At 39.1% G+C, this 19,317-nt stretch carries 15 protein-coding genes; 14 read left to right on the top strand and 1 reads right to left on the bottom strand.

Annotation, left to right across the window (positions count from 1 at the left end; all coding sequences use genetic code 11):
• Positions 1–22: 22 nt before the first annotated feature.
• The 6 genes from OCV72_RS05210 to OCV72_RS05235 all read left to right on the top strand — a co-directional run bounded on the left by OCV72_RS05210 (position 23) and on the right by OCV72_RS05235 (position 7,703).
• On the top strand, positions 23–1,798 hold the full coding sequence (locus tag OCV72_RS05210; RefSeq protein WP_172677207.1) for a vWA domain-containing protein: 1,776 nt from the start codon (positions 23–25) through the stop codon (positions 1,796–1,798).
• An 84-nt stretch (positions 1,799–1,882) separates the two neighbouring features.
• A complete protein-coding gene (locus OCV72_RS05215; RefSeq protein WP_055282376.1) occupies positions 1,883–3,622 on the top strand; it encodes a S8 family peptidase in 1,740 nt (579 codons plus the stop codon).
• 195 nt (positions 3,623–3,817) lie between these two features.
• Positions 3,818–4,165 carry a TnpV protein gene (locus OCV72_RS05220; protein WP_070098884.1) on the top strand — a complete coding sequence of 116 codons (348 nt, stop codon included), beginning with the start codon at positions 3,818–3,820 and terminating at the stop codon, positions 4,163–4,165.
• A gap of 111 nt (positions 4,166–4,276) precedes the next feature.
• The gene (locus OCV72_RS05225; RefSeq protein ID WP_242859216.1) at positions 4,277–6,115 is read left to right on the top strand and encodes a DNA primase family protein; all 1,839 of its coding nucleotides are present in this window, start codon (positions 4,277–4,279) and stop codon (positions 6,113–6,115) included.
• Positions 6,116–6,309: 194 nt separating this feature from the next.
• Positions 6,310–7,254, top strand: a complete 945-nt coding sequence (locus tag OCV72_RS05230; RefSeq protein WP_055282379.1) for a ParM/StbA family protein — start codon at positions 6,310–6,312, stop codon at positions 7,252–7,254.
• Complete coding sequence (locus tag OCV72_RS05235; protein WP_055282381.1) at positions 7,251–7,703, top strand: hypothetical protein; 453 nt, start codon at positions 7,251–7,253, stop codon at positions 7,701–7,703. The genes OCV72_RS05230 and OCV72_RS05235 overlap by 4 nt, the downstream gene beginning before the upstream one ends.
• A 53-nt stretch (positions 7,704–7,756) precedes the next feature.
• Here the strand turns inward: OCV72_RS05235 and OCV72_RS05240 are convergent, their stop codons facing one another.
• Positions 7,757–7,990: a helix-turn-helix domain-containing protein gene (locus OCV72_RS05240; RefSeq protein ID WP_015540886.1), complete on the bottom strand. Its 234-nt coding sequence runs from the start codon at positions 7,988–7,990 to the stop codon at positions 7,757–7,759.
• A 106-nt stretch (positions 7,991–8,096) separates the two neighbouring features.
• On the opposite strand from OCV72_RS05240, the gene OCV72_RS05245 reads away from it, so the two are divergent.
• The 8 genes from OCV72_RS05245 (at position 8,097) to OCV72_RS05280 (ending at position 19,271) form a co-directional block, all read left to right on the top strand.
• Positions 8,097–8,360, top strand: a complete 264-nt coding sequence (locus tag OCV72_RS05245; RefSeq protein WP_055158244.1) for a hypothetical protein — start codon at positions 8,097–8,099, stop codon at positions 8,358–8,360.
• 752 nt (positions 8,361–9,112) lie between these two features.
• Positions 9,113–9,493: a plasmid mobilization protein gene (locus OCV72_RS05250; RefSeq protein WP_055282385.1), complete on the top strand. Its 381-nt coding sequence runs from the start codon at positions 9,113–9,115 to the stop codon at positions 9,491–9,493.
• Positions 9,442–10,683, top strand: a complete 1,242-nt coding sequence (locus OCV72_RS05255) for a relaxase/mobilization nuclease domain-containing protein (RefSeq protein ID WP_242859217.1) — start codon at positions 9,442–9,444, stop codon at positions 10,681–10,683. The genes OCV72_RS05250 and OCV72_RS05255 overlap by 52 nt, the downstream gene beginning before the upstream one ends.
• Positions 10,684–10,696: 13 nt before the next feature.
• On the top strand, positions 10,697–11,329 hold the full coding sequence (locus OCV72_RS05260) for a DUF6040 family protein (RefSeq protein WP_155515207.1): 633 nt from the start codon (positions 10,697–10,699) through the stop codon (positions 11,327–11,329).
• A 109-nt stretch (positions 11,330–11,438) separates the two neighbouring features.
• Positions 11,439–13,172, top strand: coding sequence for an N-6 DNA methylase (locus tag OCV72_RS05265; RefSeq protein WP_055282391.1), 1,734 nt, complete (start codon positions 11,439–11,441; stop codon positions 13,170–13,172).
• Entirely contained in the window at positions 13,173–14,933 is a 1,761-nt protein-coding gene (locus OCV72_RS05270; RefSeq protein WP_055282394.1) for a type I restriction-modification system subunit M, read from the top strand.
• Between the two features lies 1 nt (position 14,934).
• The gene (locus OCV72_RS05275) at positions 14,935–16,173 is read left to right on the top strand and encodes a restriction endonuclease subunit S (protein WP_055282396.1); all 1,239 of its coding nucleotides are present in this window, start codon (positions 14,935–14,937) and stop codon (positions 16,171–16,173) included.
• Entirely contained in the window at positions 16,170–19,271 is a 3,102-nt protein-coding gene (locus tag OCV72_RS05280; protein WP_070098885.1) for a type I restriction endonuclease subunit R, read from the top strand. The genes OCV72_RS05275 and OCV72_RS05280 overlap by 4 nt, the downstream gene beginning before the upstream one ends.
• Positions 19,272–19,317 lie beyond the last annotated feature (46 nt).

Below are 19,317 nucleotides of genomic sequence, written 5' to 3' on the forward strand. Positions count from 1 at the left end.
CAGGAAAGTAGTGTGTTATAGCATGGCGGAAATAGAAGAACAAGAATTAAGAGAAGCAAAAAGAGCACGCAATTTTATATGGGCGGCGGCAGAAAATTATGAACTTGAACCACTTTTCCTTGCATTTGCATCGAACGGAACGGCAGATATGTATCTGAATCTGATTATCGGTCTGACTTACAAATGGTACGATCAGGAGAAAATAGATGATTTTTTTAATCAGCTGGGAGGAAAAGACCGGGAACTGTATGAAGGTCTTCTTTGGATCGGACTTGAGAATGCATTGTACCAAAAAGAAAGAAAAATAAGATCAGTAATGGAAGAACTGCGAAGGGAGTATGCGCTGGATAATCTGAACCGTTACAGGAATTATAAAGAATATGCAAGGATAGAACAAATCCGGAATGCACATTGCAGAGAAATTTTGGGACAGCCATCCGAACTAACTACAGAAGAGGAAGAACTTCTGCATGCATTTTCCTATACGGAAGAGATGACAACGGATGAGATTCTGGAACAGACACGAGAGAATCTGTGGAAATATTTTTCTTATCGTCCGTCAAAAGCTGCGAAAAGAAAAGGTGTTTACTTTCTTCAGAAAGTTGCCGGAGCATTCCATTCTGTTGGAAAAGTGAGTGCCACATATGTACGGGCGAAGCATTATGAAGATAAAGACGCTGGCAGTGAGGAAAAAACAGGAGTTATAGAGCGTTCAAAGCATTATCTGGTGCAGTTCTCATTAAAAAATGATCCGGGGGAGGCAAGAATATATGTAGAAGCCTGCTTTGGCAAGAATATGTACCCGCAGACTGAGCAGGAAAGAATAGAGCGGGAGATATGTGTGGATAAACATAAGAATTGTCATGTACTCTTTACAAGAGGAAGATCAGGATGGAAAGAAAAGCAGAAGAGCAAAACAAAATTAAAAGAACTTTCGGAAATAGAAAGAAAACGAGAACGACAGGAAATCCTTGAATTTCAAAAAGAATCTGCCCAGCAATATGAGAGAAATAAACAGTATTATGAGAAGAATCGTGCAATATACAGAAACAGTATAAGAAAACTTACAGAGAAATTACGCATCTGTCTGGAGACACAGGACGAGACATTTCCAGAAATGGCAACGCACGGGAAGATCAATCCGAGAAAAGTATGGAAAGCAGTTTATCTGGATAATCCAAGAGTATTCGAACGGAAAGAAGAAGTGGAGATTCCGGGATTTTCAGTCGATATGCTGATCGATGCATCGTCTTCCAGAAAGCAGATGCAGGAACAGATTGCGGCACAGGCATATGTCCTGGCAGAAAGTTTGGAAGAGTGTGGAATACCGGCACAGATATATTCCTATTGCAGTATCCGGGGCTTTACGGTGATGCGGATCTTTAAAGATTATGAAGAAGAACAGGTTGGAAATGAATTATTCGGATATGTTGCGGCAGGAAACAACCGGGACGGACTGGCTCTGCGTGCAGCAGGATATTTGATGGAAGCAAGTAAGAAAGCAAAAAGAATTTTACTTGTACTGACGGATGCAAACCCTATGGACGACCAGAATATCGGTGAGGGAGCTTTTTATACGAACAAGGAATATACTGACCAGCCGGCAATAGAGGATACAGCAAGGGAAGTTCAGAGGTTAAAGCAAAAAGGAATCCAGGTCATAGGAATCTTCATGGGAAGTGCAAAATCCAGAGAGGCAGCAAGAGAGATATTCGACCGAGAACTGGTGCAGATTCAGAATATTAATGATTTTGCCGGGGCAGTGGGTCGAGTGCTGGGAGAAGTGATGACGCCATAGGGGACGTGAAAAAGTGGCTTTTTCAGTGTCCCCTATGGCTTACAAAGCACATATATTAATAACAAAAGCATCTGGAGTTAATGTATGACCAGTCAGAAACTAGAAAATCTTTTAAATCTTGCACTGAATTCCGCGGAAGATGAGCGGGAAAAATCCTTGAATTTAAATGTTGGATATGATCCGCTTGACCGGGAATGGGATCTGATCATCAAATATTCCGTAAATTTGGACCGAGTCAGGAAGATAGCATCCAAAGTAACAGAACTTCAAAATGAATATGCAGTCATCCGAATTACAGAATCCAGAATCGACATCTTATCAGGAATTCCGGAAGTTGAATATGTAGAAAAACCAAAACGGCTGTTCTTTCAGGCAGCAGAAGGAAGGCGTGTGTCTTGTATCAATGCGGTACAGGATACACGCCTTTCTCTGTATGGACAGGGAATATTGGTTGCAATCATAGATTCGGGAATCGATTATGCGAATATAGATTTTCGAAATGCGGACGGAAGCACGAGGATTCGGTATCTGTGGGATCAGTCTCTGAATCCGGCAGATGGGGAAACAGCACCGGTTGGATACAGCATCGGTGTGGAGTATACGAAAGGACAAATAGATGAAGCATTAAATGCACAAACTGTATCAGAACAGAGAAGGCTTGTGAGAAGCCAGGACATTTCCGGACACGGTACGGCAGTGGCGGGAGTAGCAGCAGGAAATGGAAGAAACAGTGGAGGACGTTATGCCGGAGTTGCCATGCAGAGTGAATTGATCGTTGTAAAACTTGGTAATCCCATACAGGAAGGATTCCCAAGAACGACAGAGCTAATGATGGGGATCGATTATATAATAAGAAAGGCACTGGAGCTTCGGATGCCTGTAGCTGTGAATATCAGTTTTGGAAATACATACGGCGGACATGACGGGACGACACTTCTGGAGCGCTATATCGATGATGTGTCAAATATATGGAAGAGTGTATTTTGCATCGGAACCGGAAATGAAGCGGCAAGTGCCGGGCATACTTCCGGTAGAATTATTTCAGAAGGAGAAGAGACAATCCAGCTTGCAATTCAGAGCAGACAGTCATCGATCAGTATCCAGATATGGAAAGAATATACAGATCAAATAGAGATTTCGATCATCAATCCATCGGGAGTGCGGGTCGGACCGGTACCGGAGATATTGGGACCACATCGCTTCCGAATTGGTCAGACAGAAATACTGCTTTATTATGGGGAACCAAGTCCTTACAGCATTTCCCAGGAAATCTATATAGATCTGCTTCCGGTAGAAAGTTATCTGACAGAAGGAATATGGAGAATTGTTCTAAGTGCTGGGAAGATCGTGACAGGACAATATGAAATGTGGCTTCCAAGCGACAATGTATTGAACCGTGGAACAGGATTCTTGTTTCCAACAGATGCTACGACGCTCACAATTCCATCTTCTGCCAGCCGTGCAATATCCGTAGGAGCATATGACGCAAGGACATTTGCATATGCGGATTTTTCGGGAAGAGGATTTACCAGACTTACAAATATGGTGAAACCGGATCTTGTGGCACCGGGAGTGGAAGTTATGACAACAACAGTGGGCGGAGGATATGCGGCATTTACAGGAACATCCTTTGCCACGCCATTTGTGACAGGAAGTGCAGCGCTTTTGATGGAATGGGGGATTGTGAGAGGAAACGATCCATATCTATATGGGGAAAAGGTGAAGGCGTATCTGAGACGTGGAGCGAAAAAAGTACCGGGATTTGACGAGTATCCGAATGAGGAAGTGGGGTATGGGGAGGACGTTATAATAAGGTTACATTGAAGAAAGTCAGTAAAATCAAGTGTTTCCGTTCATTTTCCCAACACAGAAACGAAGCACTTTCACCATGATTTTGAAGAAAATCTGCCCGGGTTGGATTCAAAATGATATGGAAAGAAAGATTTGTAGCAATGACGTAACATGAACAGTTGGTTCTGTTACAGACAACAGTTTAAACGAAAGAGAGGTCATAGGGATATGAAACTGACTTATACAAATGTAAATGGATACCTGATTCCCAATCTCACCTATAAATCTGGTGAGCAGATGGAGCAGCTTGGCAAATATGGATTTTTACGCAGAGATTATCTGAAGGACCATCGAAATTCAACGTATCAGGTGATGCTTTTACAGGATACCATTGGAGAGCATCTTCTAGAAGTGGACAAGGCAGCCAGGGAACGGGAAGAAGTGATTTTGAAACAGTTGGAAGAAAAAGAACCACTGCCGGATAAGGAGAAAGATCAGATGGCATGGGTAAGAGCTGCCAATCAGCACAGAGCGATTGCAGAAGAGATTATCCTGAAAGAATTGATTTATGTATAAGGATAGCCAGTAATCAATCTGGCAGGTAACTGATAAAAATAGAATATTGTGAGTGAAGTAAGGCGTGAGTCATAAAATATGGCTTGCGTCTTTTTCTTTGCCTGAAAGGAAGTGATAAGTTTGAACAAGAAGTTTTTGAAGCATTATATGGACACCAATCCAGAAGGGACAGCACAGACCTATATCTTTTTGGTGGACAATCAGGATATAGCGTTAAATATTGTAATGTCAGGTTATCAGGCACTTTGTCTGGTGCAGGAAGATGACGGGTATTATTTCAGTGCAGATTCTTTTATAGAGGAAATGAGAGCTATTCAGTTTACTGGCAGCTGTCAGTGTGCCTATCATTATGTGGCTTCCTGTACGGTGAAGTGGGTAAATGATAAGTTACTGACATTTTTCAAAAACGCTGGTCTTGATGGAAAAGCGGGCTGGCAGTTGTTCAAAGAGAAGGAGTACCTTGGCAAACTGGATAATCAGAAAGAAGTTGAGAAATTACTAGAAAAGTATATTCTTCGGTTTGAGCGAGATCTGAAAGAAGAACCGGAACTGAGCCGTTTTCACTTATTTGATGCAAAAGGAAATGTGAAAGGTGTCCGGGATATGGAGATTGTAGATTACCTGGTGGAGAATGTTCAGTTTTTTGTGGTGGGAATCACATCGTATTATTATGAGCATGGTGTTTTCCTGGAAGACCATGATGGGGTAAGAATGAAATACCGTATCCAGAAGCTGATCTATCGTGACCAGATACAGAGTGGAGTGATCAAAAGAATCTATAATCTGCTGATCGCACAGCCAAAAGTTCACCGAGAGGCATATGAACTAAATAAACAACCTGTGCGGTGGATCAACTTCAAAAATGGATATTATGATCCGGTTACGGGTGAAATGCTGGAACACAATCCGGATTATCTGACAATCAATCAGATTCCATTTCCCTATTATCCAGAGGATTGTGAGCAGGTGTTACAAGGTGGAGAAAATATCAAAAAGTATCTTGCATCGTCTCTTCCAAATAAAGAAGAACAGCAGACATTCTGGGAGTATTTTGGATACTGCATGACACAGGATACGCAGTTTCAGAAATTCCTTACACTGAAAGGAAATGGTGGAACCGGAAAGTCTGTGGCAGTATCACTGATCCAGTATGTGGTTGGAATCACCAATATGTCCAGCATTTCTCTACAGGATTTGAACAAACGATTCTATGCCACAGGAATGTACGGAAAGCTACTAAATGCCTGTGCGGATATTCCCTGCAAAGCAATGGAGAACACAGATGTATTAAAGAAAGCAGTCGGTGAAGATACACTGATCTATGAGAAAAAGGGACAGGATGCAATCCATTTTCACTCTTATGCAAAGTTACTCTTTTCTACCAATGAAATGCCGCAGAATCTTGAGGATAAGTCGGATGCTTTTTATCGCAGACTACTGATTCTTGATATGAACCGGGTAGTAAAAAGTGGTGAAAAAGATCTGCACTTAAAGGAAAAGGTACAGGCAGAATCCGATTATGCAATTCATATGGCGACGATTGCATTGAAAAATCTGTACGAACAGGGAAAGTTCACGGAGAGCGAACACAGCAAAGAATGTGTAAGAGAAGTGCAACGGATGTCAGATAGTATCTGTGCTTTTATTGATGAGTCATTGGTGCGTGCCAAAGGAAAACGTCTGAAACGAAGTGAAGTGTTCCATATGTATGAGGAATACTGCAAAGAGAATGGCCGACAGGGGCATGGTAAATCCAACTTTTTCAGGAATATGACAGATAAAGGTTTCCTTCTGAAACAGTACAATGGTGAGTTTTATTATCAGGATATTGCAGTTAAGGAAGAAGATTTTTGTCCTGTAGATCCAGAAGAAAGAATACCTTTTGAAGAAACAGATACAGATTATAAACAGTTACAGTTAAATATGAATCAGGGAATTAAGGGCATTTAGGGCAAAATAAGCAAAAAGAAATGTTACCGGAGCAGGAGAAATAACAAAGATAGCTGCCAGAGTACATAAAATTTTGCTTTTTTTACACTGACTGCCCTTTTTATGTATCAACATTTTAGCTGATACAAATATAGGTTTTTCCCGAATTTGGGAAAAAGTCAAAAATAAACATTAAGAAAGTATGAGGTATGATTATGAGAATGATGAAAAACAACAATAATGAAACAGTTATGGTGATCGGGATTGATCATGGTTATGGAAACATGAAAACTGCCACCAGATGTTTTCCATCCGGTGTAGCCAGATATGACAAGGAGCCAATCTTTCAGAACAATCTTCTTGTTTACAATGGCATGTATTACCAGATCGGAGAGGAACACAAGGAGTTCTGTGCAGAGAAAACGCAGGATGAGGACTATTATGTGCTGACACTGGCAGCTATTGCAAGGGAACTGGATGGGAAAGGTATGAACCGGGCAACGGTACATATCGCAGCCGGACTTCCCCTTACCTGGGTAGCTACACAGAAAGAAGATTTCCAGAAATATCTTCTCCAGAATGAATGTGTAGATTTCACATTCCGTAATAAAGAATATCATGTGGAGTTTGCAGGAGCTGATATTTACCCACAGGGATTTGCAGCAGCCTTTTACCGCTTACAGGATTTCAAAGGAATCAATATGCTTGTGGATATTGGAAACGGAACTATGAACATCATGTATATCAACAATTCCCGTCCATTAGAGAAGAAATGCTTTACAGAGAAATATGGAACACACCAGTGTGTGCTTGCAGTCAGGGAATCTTTGCTGAAAGAACTTGGAACAGTGGTAGACGATCTGGTGATTGAGCAGGTCATCCGTATCGGGACAGCAGATATTGGAGAGAAATATCTGGCAGTCATTCGCAAAGCTGCCGGAGATTATACAAAAGAAATCTTCCATAAGCTGAGAGATCGGGAATATAATCCAGAACTGATGCGTCTGTATGTGGTCGGCGGTGGCGGTTGTATGATCCAGAATTTTGGAGAATATGAGAAGAGCCGAGTGACAATTGTACGGGACATCTGTGCCACAGCGAAAGGCTATGAAGCAATGACCGTAAGGAAAATCCAGAGAAACGGAGGGATGCTTGTATGAGAAAAGAACGGAAAATCATCAACACAAATATCCGTTTGAATCTTTGTGATGAACAGGACAGGCAGGCATGGGAATATTTGCAGACGATGGACAGGGAAAAATATAAATCGTACACCAGAGCAGTTGTAGTTGCTTTAAACGATTATTTTTCCAGAGAGTACAGGAATGAAGCAGATCCGTATCTGGAAACCAGAGAAAAGGAAGATGTGTTTCTGGAAAGGGTGGAAACAGCTATCCGGGATGGAGTGAAAGAATCCGTCCCGATGGCTATAGCGAAGAATCTGATGGAAATACTTGTACCGTTTGTAAAAGAATCGGTAGGAGAAATTAATCTGCCGGACAGAACACTAACAATGGAGAAAACGGATGGAGAGATCGCAGAAGATAATCTGGACTGGGAGAAAGAAGCTGATATGGATGCAGCACTGGATTTTGCGGATAGTTTTTAGCTGTCTGTAAAAAGGAAAAGCAGTCCGGTTTGCATAAAATAAATCGGACTGCCTTAAGTGGAGCTATTCTTTTTTCTTGGGTAAGGACGTTTATCATCTGTCAGGTTTAGCAGATAGTCAACGCTGGTGTTATGAAATTCAGCCAGTTTAATCAGAATGTGAGTAGGGATATCGACATCACCACATTCATAATTACTGTAAATACGCTGACTGCAATTCAGAATTTCACCCATATTCTTCTGCGTAAGGTCACGATCTTCACGCAGATCCCGTATTCTCTGATACATGCGTTTCACCTCTAGCATAATAATAACTTAGCGAGATATTCACTATTGAAATATAGCGAGAAATTCGCTACACTGAATTTAAAAATGCAGGAGGGAGAAGTACAGAGTGAAAGAGAAAGTGAAAAAGGTGCTGGTGTGGATTTTTGAATTTGTTTTATTTTGTGGATATTTCTATGTTTTATTCGTGAATCTGGTATGTGGATTTGGATATGGAGGGATAAGCAGCAGAGGACAGGCAATAAAGATTTTATGTGCTTCGTTCTTCCTTGCAGTGGGACTTCCCGGATTGATCTGGTATCAGCATCGCAGACTTATGAAACTGGAGAATTTATTGCATGACCTGTTTGAAATTTGCGACAAAATAAAATAGCAGTAATAGAAAAATAGACTGACAGTAAGGAAAGCTTTACGGAAACAGAATAGCAGAAAAAGGTAATGGCAGTGATGGCATTTCTATTGGTAAAAATCAGTGAAATGTTCATGACTGCTATTTTTATGCTTTTCAGCAGAAATGGAAAGTGATTCAGAAAAAGAAAAGCAGAAATAACAGCGAAATATGGCAGAGAGGCATTTGCAGATGGAAAACGTTGTATAAGCAAGGCAAAGAAGAAATATAGAGTGCCGGATACGGCACATGATTGTCCGATACTTCGCATCGGAGTGATGCATGAACAGCCTGTTTCAGAAAGAGAAAATCTATCGAAATGGGAGCTTTTCTCTTTCTGAAACAGGCTGTCCCTGCACCACAAAACCACCGTCATCTCCATTTTGATCTGATAACGTAGGGTGGAAAATATGGCTTGGTGGGTGTCGGTTCAGTGGTGGGGAGATGACAGGCAAGTTTCGCAAAGTGGCAAGCCACTCTGCACCGGAGCCAGCCTTTGGGCTGTTCCTAAACTTGCCAGAGGGCTCTGCCCCTTGGAACCCCGGCACGTCAATGGCGTAAGTATCCCTGCGAAATCTCCACCGGACATTCCTACGGAACACTTACTGATTGACTAGGGTTTCACCCTGCACCCACCAAAGGGGCGTTGCCCCTTATGGAATCCCTGTAAATTTTAGCCGAAACGCTGTGTCTGTTGATAAAGAATGAAAATGAAGCAAGAAAGGAGACAAAAGCCTATGAGAAAACGAAATCATACAGTAACCATACGGAGGAATAACGAGGAATATAATCTGCTTCAAAACAAAGTGAAAGAATCCGGAAGAACACAGCAGGAAGTTGTAATAAAAGCAATCGCAGATTTGAAGATAGCTTCTACAGAGGAAGTGGAAGAACTGAAAAGATTGAACCAGATGTTTGCAGATATTCTCAGTCAGCTTCGTGGAGCTACTACAAATATCAATCAGATTGCAAGAAAGCTGCATACAGATGGAGAAGTTCCAAATGACAGTACACTGTATTTCCTCAATAAAAATATTCTTAAGTACCGGAAGGAGAGTGAAAAGATATGGCTATTAATAAGACGATTAATAAGCGGACAAATTCACATGGAGCAATGAGAAACTGCATCGAATATGTTTTGCGACAGGACAAGACAAGTGAACTGCTTACTTATGTAACAGGTCCGTACTGCCATGATGAGATTAACTATGATCTGGTGTATAGAACCTTTTTAGAAGAAAAGAAGATGTGGGATAAAGATTCTGGGAGAATGTACGCTCACAACATTATTTCCTGGCATAAGGACGAGCAGATTACTCCGGAGCAGGCATTAGAATTTGGAAAAGAGTTTGCAGAAAATTGGTTCAGCGGATTCCAGACCTTAGTGGCTGTGCATAAGGATAAAGATCATATCCACTGCCATCTGGTTACTAATTCAGTGAGTTATGAAGATGGAAGAAAACTGCATAATACCAGAAAAGATCTGGAACGTATGAAACAGCTTACCAACCAGATGTGCCGGGAACGTGGACTGACAGTTGCCGAGAAAGGAAAGCACTTTGATGGAAGCCAGATTGAAAAAGGGGAAGTCATTGCATGGAGCAAAGATAAATATAACTTGTTCCGTCAACAGGTAAAGGAAAGTTTTGTAGCGGACTGTGCAATGGCGGTATTAAAGGCACTGGAAAATTGTATCAGCAAAGAAAAGTTTATAGAAAAAATGAAACAGTTTGGATGGAACGTAAACTGGACAGATAAACGGAAGCACATCACATTTCAGAATCAGGATGGAAAGAAAGTGCGAGACAGCAATCTGTCAAAAACATTTCATCTTGATATCAGCAAGGAGGGACTAGAGAATGAATTTAATGGAAATTACGAAAGGGTACGAGCCGAAGCAGAACGAACAAACGGAGCAGATGAAGAGCTTGCCGGATACTACCGACAAGTGGAAGCGGCTTGCGAAGGAGCAGGCGGCTTCACTGGAGCTAGTGACGGAAGAGAGAGACGAGTTACAGGTGAGAAATCAGAAGATGAACGAGTTTATCCAGAAATTTCAGGAAAGGACACACAAGCTGAAAATGGAAAAACAGAATTTATTCTTCGAGAATCACGAAATGCAAGACGAAATTCGGAAATTAAACGACGAAATTCATCGTTTGACAACCGAACTGTCCGAAACGCAGAAGTTGAATCGATCGCTTCAGCAGAGCAACGACGATTTGAGGAACAGAAACGGCTTGAAGAGCAGGAGCGAACAAGAGCAGCTCGAAGAAGAAATAAAAGACGTTCGGGACCAGAACTCTAAATTGCAGATACAGGTGAATAAATCATCTGTTGAGGCAGTAGATGAAGCACAGAAGAAACAGAAAGAAGCAAAGAAAAAGGCTAGAACAATAGAATACCAGTTTAATAAGGCACAAGAAGAAGTAAAGACTGTGAAGAAAAAAACAGATTGTGAAATAAAAAAGTTGAAAAATGAAGCGAAAGAAAAGGAAACATTCTGGATGATAGCTTATATAATCTTGGTTTTGTTGACAGTAATAAAAAATACAGTATTTCAAAAAGATCTATTTGCTTGCATAACTGTTCCATTGAGGTTTTGGTATAGATATATAGAGTGGTTAATCCATCCATCAGAATTAAATATTTTAGGTGAGCGAGAGTATTTTTCAGCAGGATGGTCGTGGTTTTTGAGAATTATGGCTATTCTTATTTTTCTTGGACTAGGAATAAGTGGTGAGATATTTGTGTTGAGGAAGATAGAGCAGTATCGAAAAGCATGGGATAAATATTCTATATGGATTCTGCTTATCAGCGTGACATCGATTGCTGTAACAGGTGATGTGGTGAGAAAGTATATTCCAATAAATCTTATATTACTCTTAGGAATTATAAATATTGTTACCATGGAAATAAGAATTTATTACCATGACACTAATGAATTATATTAAAACGCGTCATGGTTATTAAAAATCAAATTTGATTATTGACAATCAAATAAACAAATGCTATAGTGAACACAAGGAAATTGATTGTGAATAACCAAAGGAGGAAACAGGGTTGAATATTTCAGTTAAAGAGTTAAAAGAAAAAGAAGGCTCGAAAGTTGAAGAAATTAGTTGGAATATTTCAAACAGGATGAGAGAACTTGGACTAGGAAATACATCTACATCCATGTATGGAGGATTTTGCTTAGCGTATGTAGCGTATTTATCTTTAAAAAATAAGATAAACGATGTATATCAGTTAGTAAAATATATGGAACTGACTTTTTCACCGGAGAGAGTCAGTTTCATAAAAGGAAATATTGAAAATTTATGGAATGTGGCAATAGAAATCGGAGAAGCATATTCAGAAGAAACACTTTTAGCAGTAGTATTGTGGTGGCCATTGCAAGGAAATAAATTTATGGGAGAATGCGAAACCCCACAGAGTGTTGTAAAGTTGGCAAATGAGATACTTCAAATTTCAAATGATAAAACAGCAGATTTCTGTAGTGGAATTGGAACATTTCTAGTGAATGCTATAGAAAGAAACCCAGAATCACAGTTTTATGGCGTAGAGCTTGTAACCGAGGTCAAAGAAGTAGCAGAAATTAGAACGGAATTAATTTCTGATCGGGTGAAAATTGAGCAAAAATCAGTTCTGGACATAGATGACAATTTGATGTTTGATAAAATATTCTGTGATTATCCTTGGGGGATAAGGGTGAAAGAGAGCATTGGAAACAACGAGGAATTAGAAGCGATATATAATATTATACCGGAAGTACAGAAAGCAACTGCGGGAGACTGGGTATTTATTATAAATGTCATGAATCATCTCGACAAACATGGAAAAGCGGTTGTTTCGGTGAGTAATGGAGTGACTTGGAACGGAGGAATCAATACAGTAATCCGCGAAAAATTTGTAAAAAAAGGATTTGTCGAGGCGGTGATAGCACTTCCATCCAATTTGTATTCGAATACTGGAATTGCCTGTTCATTACTGGTATTAAGCAGAAATAATAAAAATATAAGAATGATAGATGCAACGGAGATGGTCTCAGTTGGACGAAGACAGAATGTTCTTAGTGATGAAAATATTTCTAAAATTATTGAATTGTTGAATACAGATGACGATAACTCAAAGCTAGTTTTGGGTGAAGAGGTGGCAAAAAATGAATACACTCTTAATCCGTCAAGATATCTTCAAAAAGAGATGCCCATAAAAAACGGTGTAGCATTTGAATCTGTGATAAAGAACATAACAAGAGGAGCACAGATTAAAGCAACGATTTTAGATGAAATTGTATCTGATGAACCAACGAACATGCAGTATTTGATGCTGGCAAATATAAAGGATGGTATTATTAGTGATGATCTTCCTTATTTGAAAGAAATGAATCCTAAATACGAGAAATATTGTATTAAAAATGGAAGTCTCGTAATTTCTAAAAATGTATCTCCGGTAAAAATGGCAATTGCATCCGTAAAAGAAGGAAATAAGATTTTAGCAAATGGTAATCTTTATGTTATTGAGTTAGATGAAGATAAGATAAATCCTTACTTTTTGAAAGCATATTTGGAAAGTGAAAATGGAAAAGCAGCCTTATCTAGAGTAGCAGTAGGGGCTACTTTATTAAATCTGCCGGTTGAAGGATTGAAAAAAATAACAATTCCATTGCCTGACTTAAAAAGTCAGAAGATAATTGCAGATAAATATTACGCCAAGATAAATGAAATAAAAGAATTGAAATACAAATTAGAAAAGGCAACAGCAGAATTAGAACATATTTATACGGAGGAAAAATAAATGGATGAAAATAATAAATTTGATGTAGTTGGAACTAATATAGCAGAGAAAGCGACAATGATCTGGAATGTAGCAGATATGCTCCGTGGTCCATTTAAACCGCATGAATATGGATTGGTAATTTTGCCAATGACAGTAGTAAAAAGATTTCATGATTGTTTATTACCGACACACAAAGCAGTATTGGAACAGTATGAAAAGGTGAAGAATTTTGCTGTAATTGATGGATTTCTGACGAAGGCTTCCGGTTATCAATTTTATAACATCAGCAAATATACATTTGAATCTTTATTAGCTGATCCGGAAAATATCGAAGCAAATTTTCGAGATTATCTGAATGGATTTTCTGCAAATGTTCAGGATGTGCTGGCAAAGTTTGATTTTGATAACATTATCCGCAGAATGGTAGAAAGTAATACCTTGTATCTTGTCATAAAAGAATTTAATTCACAAAAAGGATATCTGGGACCAGATAAAATCAGTGCAGTAGACTGTGGATATATTTTTGAAGATTTAGTAAAACGATTCTCCGAATCTTTTGGTGAAGAGGCCGGGGCACATTTTACCAGTAGAGATATTATCTATTTAATGACGGATTTACTTTTATCAGATGCAGATCTGAGTAAGGGTGGAAATGTAACAGTGTATGATATGGCGATGGGAACATCTCAGATGCTTAGCTGCATGGAAGAAAGAATTCAGGAACTAAACACGGAGATTGGAGTTACCTGCTTTGGTCAGGAGTTTAATCCCTCTACATTTGCGATTGCAAAAGCGGATATGATGATTCGTGGGGGTGATCCAAATAATATGAGATTTGGAGATACCCTATCTGAAGATCAGTTTAGCGGATATCAGTTTCAGTATATTATTTCAAATCCACCATTCGGAATTGACTGGAAAAGAGAAAAAGCAGCAGTAGAAGCAGAAGCGAAAAAAGGTGAATTGGGAAGATTTGCACCCGGACTTCCGAAGATATCAGATGGACAGCAGTTGTTTGTATTGAACGGACTTTCTAAGCTAGCTCCAAATGGGAAAATGGCTATTATTCAGAATGGATCACCATTATTTTCAGGAGATGCAGGAAGTGGACCGTCAGAGATTAGAAGATATATTCTGGAAAATGACTGGTTGGATGCGATTGTGCAGTTAGGTACAGATATGTTTATGAATACTGGTATCAGCACGTATATTTGGATTTGTTCTAAAGACAAACCAATACACAGAGCTGGAAAAGTACAGTTGATTGATGCTTCGCATTGTTTTGAAGCAAGAAGAAAAAGTATCGGAACAAAAAGAAATGACATTACTGATAAATGCCGTGATCTGATTGTAAAGGCATATGGTGCATTTGAAAATGGAACTATATATGGCGAGAAAGATGGTATTTACTGTCAGAGTAAGATTTTTGATACAGAGGAATTTGGATATCAGAAGATTGTAGTAGAACAGCCACAGAAAGATGAAAATGGCGAAATCATATTAAAGAAGGGAAAACCAGTGGCAGATGTGTCCCTGCGTGATACGGAAAAGGTACCGCTGACAGAAGAGATTGAGGAATATTTCAAGAGAGAAGTATTACCATATGCACCAGAAGCATGGATAGATGAAAAGAAAACGAAAAAAGGATACGAGATTCCAATGACAAGGTACTTTTATGAATATCAGGCACCGGAACCAGTAGAAGAAATTGCGGTACGCTTACATGAATTGGAGTTGGATATTCAGAGCAGTTTGGATGCTTTGTTTGGGGAGAAATGATATGAGTAGAAAGATGAAAGAGTCAGGTATTGATTGGATAGGAAGTATTCCTATGCCGTGGAATACTATTAAATTTAAGTATTTGCATGGTGGTATGAATACAGGAGAAGGAATTGATAAAAATTTTTGGTCTAATGAACCAACTGACAGATTATTCTATACCGCTGGAATAAATCCTATTAGGACAAACTATGAGGATTTCCCAGAATGGAAATATACAAGTGAAAATGATTTATTATTAGCTAGAAATGGTACACCCTATATTTATATACCGTATCCAAATGCTTGCTATACAGACCATATTATAAGGGTGACTATGAATGCAAGTGTAAATAAGCGATTTGTACAATACGGATTACAATGTAGTATAGCGTCAGTAGTAGTGGATTCAGTAAGTCTTGCAACATGGTCAGCGTCGTTGTGGAATAAACAGGTTATAGCATGGCCGTCTGCTGAAGAGCAGGAACGTATAGTTTCGTTTCTTGATGAAAAATGTGCTCATATTGATGCTGTCCTTGAAAAGACTCGCAATAGCATTGAAGAATATAAGAAGTTGAAGCAGGCAGTTATTACCCAAGCTGTTACAAAAGGTGTTCGCCAAGAGCGGCTCATGAAAGATAGTGGCATTAGTTGGCTCACACATATCCCGGATGACTGGCGTGTAGAGAGGGGAAAGAACATTTTTATAGAGACAAAGGAGATTTCAAATACCGGAGCAGAAGAACTGCTGACGGTTTCTCATATTACAGGCATTACACCGAGGAGTGAGAAAAACGTAAATATGTTCATGTCTGAATCTTTAGTAGGTTACAAAATCTGTCACAAAGGGGATCTTGCAGCAAATACAATGTGGATGTGGCAAGGTGCAATTGGCGTTTCAAAGTATGAAGGAGTGATAAGTCCTTCATACAATACTTATCGCCAACGGAATAATGAATATGTATCGGATTATTTAGAGTATCTTCTGAGAATTCCACCGTTGATTGCAACTTATGCGTCCTATTCAACAGGTATTACAGCATCTAGATTGAGACTATATCCTGAACAGTTTTTCTCTATATTATTCCCTATTCCGCCATGGGATGAACAGATAGAAATTGCTTCTTATCTTAACAGGAAAATTTTTGAAATGGATAAGATTATCCAGAAAAAAGAACAGTTTTTAGTTGAACTTGAAAATTACAAAAAATCCTTGATTTATGAGTATGTCACAGGAAAAAAGGAGGTGCCAGAGTTTTGAGTATAGATGTTACAACAGAGAAACGTTTCGAAGCAGATATTGAAGAATTTTTTCTATCACCGGCAGGTGGATACACACATAATAACGATATGTATGATCCACAGCTTGGCGTTTATAAAGATACTCTATTGAGATTTGTACAAAGAACACAGCCGAAAGAGTGGAAACGCTTTTTATTGCAGAATAAAGTGGATCCAGAACGAAAATTCTGCCTTGCTTTCAACAATGCATGTGATATGGATGGGCTCATTTCTGTACTGCGGCACGGATTTAAACATAGAGGTATTCCGTTCAAAGTATGTTATTTTAAACCAGAATCAGGCCTGAATCAAACAGCGGAGGCACTGTACGAAAAGAATGAGATTACTTGCAACAGACAATGGTTTTATTCCAGTGATATACATAATTCTGTTGATATGGTTCTGTCGGTAAATGGGATTCCGGTATTTGCCCTTGAATTAAAGAATCAGTATACAGGACAAAACGTTGATAATGCTAAGCGTCAGTGGATGTATGATCGTGACCCAAGAGAAATATGTTTTCAGTTCAATAAGAGAATCTTAGGATATTTTTGTATTGATCAGTTGGAAGTTTGGATGACAACACGGTTGGAAGGAAAAAATACATATTTTCTTCCGTTCAATCAGGGATCGAACGGTGCAGGAAATGATGGCGGTAAGGGAAATCCTGCGAATCCAGACGGATATCCGACATCATATTTCTGGGAGTATGTATTCCAGAAAGATAGTATGATGGATATTATCCAAAAGTTTATTCATCTGCAGGTAAAGGAAGAAAAGAAACAAATGCCTGACGGATCAGAGCAGGTCACGAAGAAGAAAAGATTGATTTTCCCAAGATATCATCAATTGGATGTTGTACGTAAATTAATTGCAGATGTGAAAAAAGAAGGTGCAGGTCGTAATTATCTGATTCAACATAGTGCAGGTTCTGGAAAATCCAATTCTATTGCCTGGACAGCGTATAGACTGGCTTCCTTACATGATTCGAATGATGAATCTGTTTTCAGCAGTGTGGTTGTAGTTACAGACCGAACCGTGTTAGATGAACAGTTACAGGAAACCATTTCAGGGTTTGATCACACGATAGGGTCGGTAGAGACAATTGATGATAAAAAGAACTCAAAAGATTTAAGAGACGCCATCAATAACGGTGCAAGAATTATTGTAACAACATTACAGAAATTCCCGGTGATTTATCAGGAAGTAGATAAGGTTGCCGGAAGAAACTTTGCGATTATTGTAGATGAAGCTCATTCTTCACAGACGGGAAGTTCTGCAATGAAACTGAAAGCGGCGTTGGCTGATACAGAAGCAGCATTGCGAGAATATGCAGAAATAGAAGGAAAAGCAGAAGATGAAATAGACAGAAATGATAAACTTGTGCAGGAGATGCTGACACATGGGAAACATCCAAATTTATCCTTTTTTGCATTTACTGCAACTCCGAAACCAGCAACATTGGAGATGTTTGGAAGTCAATGGACAGATGGAAGTTTCCATCCATTTCATATTTATAGCATGAGACAGGCGATAGAAGAAGGGTTCATACTGGATGTTTTGCAGAATTATATGACTTACAGTACCTGTTTCAAAATTGCAAAAGACACGCCGGAAAATCCAGAGCTTCCAGAAAGCAGAGCAACAAAAATTATAAAGAAATATGAAAAATTACATCCATATAATATCAGCCAGAAATCACAGATTATCGTAGAAACATTCAGAGAGACTACGAAACAAAAAATCGGTGGAAAAGGAAAAATGATGGTTGTCACAGATTCGAGATTGGCAGCAGTTCGATATTTCCATGAAATCAAAAGATATATAAGAGAACAACATTATGTAGATATGGATATTTTGGCTGCATTTTCCGGAACGGTGCAGGATGGAGATGAAGAGTATACAGAAGCCGGGCTGAACGTAAGGAAAGATGGAAGCCATATATCAGAAAGTCAGACAAAGGAAGAATTCCACGATAATTTTAATGTTCTGGTAGTAGCGGAAAAATATCAGACTGGTTTTGATGAACCATTGTTACATACAATGATTGTTGACAAAAAATTGAAAAATGTGAAAGCAGTGCAGACATTATCGCGTTTGAATCGAACATGCCCTGGAAAGGTGGACACATTTGTGTTGGATTTTGCAAACAAAAAAGAGGATATTCTGGAAGCATTTCAGCCATTTTATCAGGAGACAAGCCTTGAGCAGGAAGTAAATGTAGATTTGATTTATCAGACAGAAAAAGAACTTTTGGATTATGCAATTTATAATGAGAATGATATCAAGGCATTTATTGATATATGGAATCATCCTGGTAAGCAGGATGCAACTGCAATGGGAAAAATGACAAGTGTATTAAAACCGGTAGCGGACAGATATAATTTGAAAAACCCAGAAGAACGGTATCAATTCAGAAGACAGGTAAGAAAATTATTACGATGGTATAGTTATATAACACAAGTAGTTCGTATGTTTGACGCTGATATGCATAAGGAATATCTCTTCCTTAGCTATTTAATTGGACTCTTGCCAGAAGAAAAGGAAGAACCGATTGATTTAGATGGAAAGCTGAAATTGGAATACTATAAATTGCAGAAGACTTTTGAGGGTGCAATAAAACTGGAAAAAGTTGACGGGCAGTATGTTCCATCTAAAAAGCAGGGGGCACAGGGGATCCGACAGAAAAGCACATTGGATGAAATCTTGGATAAGATTAACGAGAAGTATAAAGGGCAGTTCACGGATGGAGATCGGGTGATGCTTGGTGCGTTACACGATAAGCTGATTGCTGATGATAGACTGGCAAGTTCTGCACGTACTTCAGATCCAAGAATTTTTACGGAAAGCATTTTTCCTTCTGCTTTTGGAAATGCAGCAATGGAAAGTTATATGGAAGCGCAGGACAGCTATGGTTCTCTATTTGAGGACAAAAGTAAGTATGATGCTGTAATGAGTGCACTGGCGGGAGTGATTTACAGGGAAATGCGTTCTAAAAAGACTGTGGATTACCGGAAAATTGAGAGAGATGAGCAAGTGCAAATGGTAGCGGAAGAACCAGTTAAATATGGAAAATAGTGAAGAAAATATGATGTTATAAAATTGTGTCAAAACAAGGGAGGGT

It is taken from the genome of Dorea amylophila (assembly GCF_025567265.1).
Lineage (GTDB): Bacteria > Bacillota > Clostridia > Lachnospirales > Lachnospiraceae > Dorea_A > Dorea_A amylophila.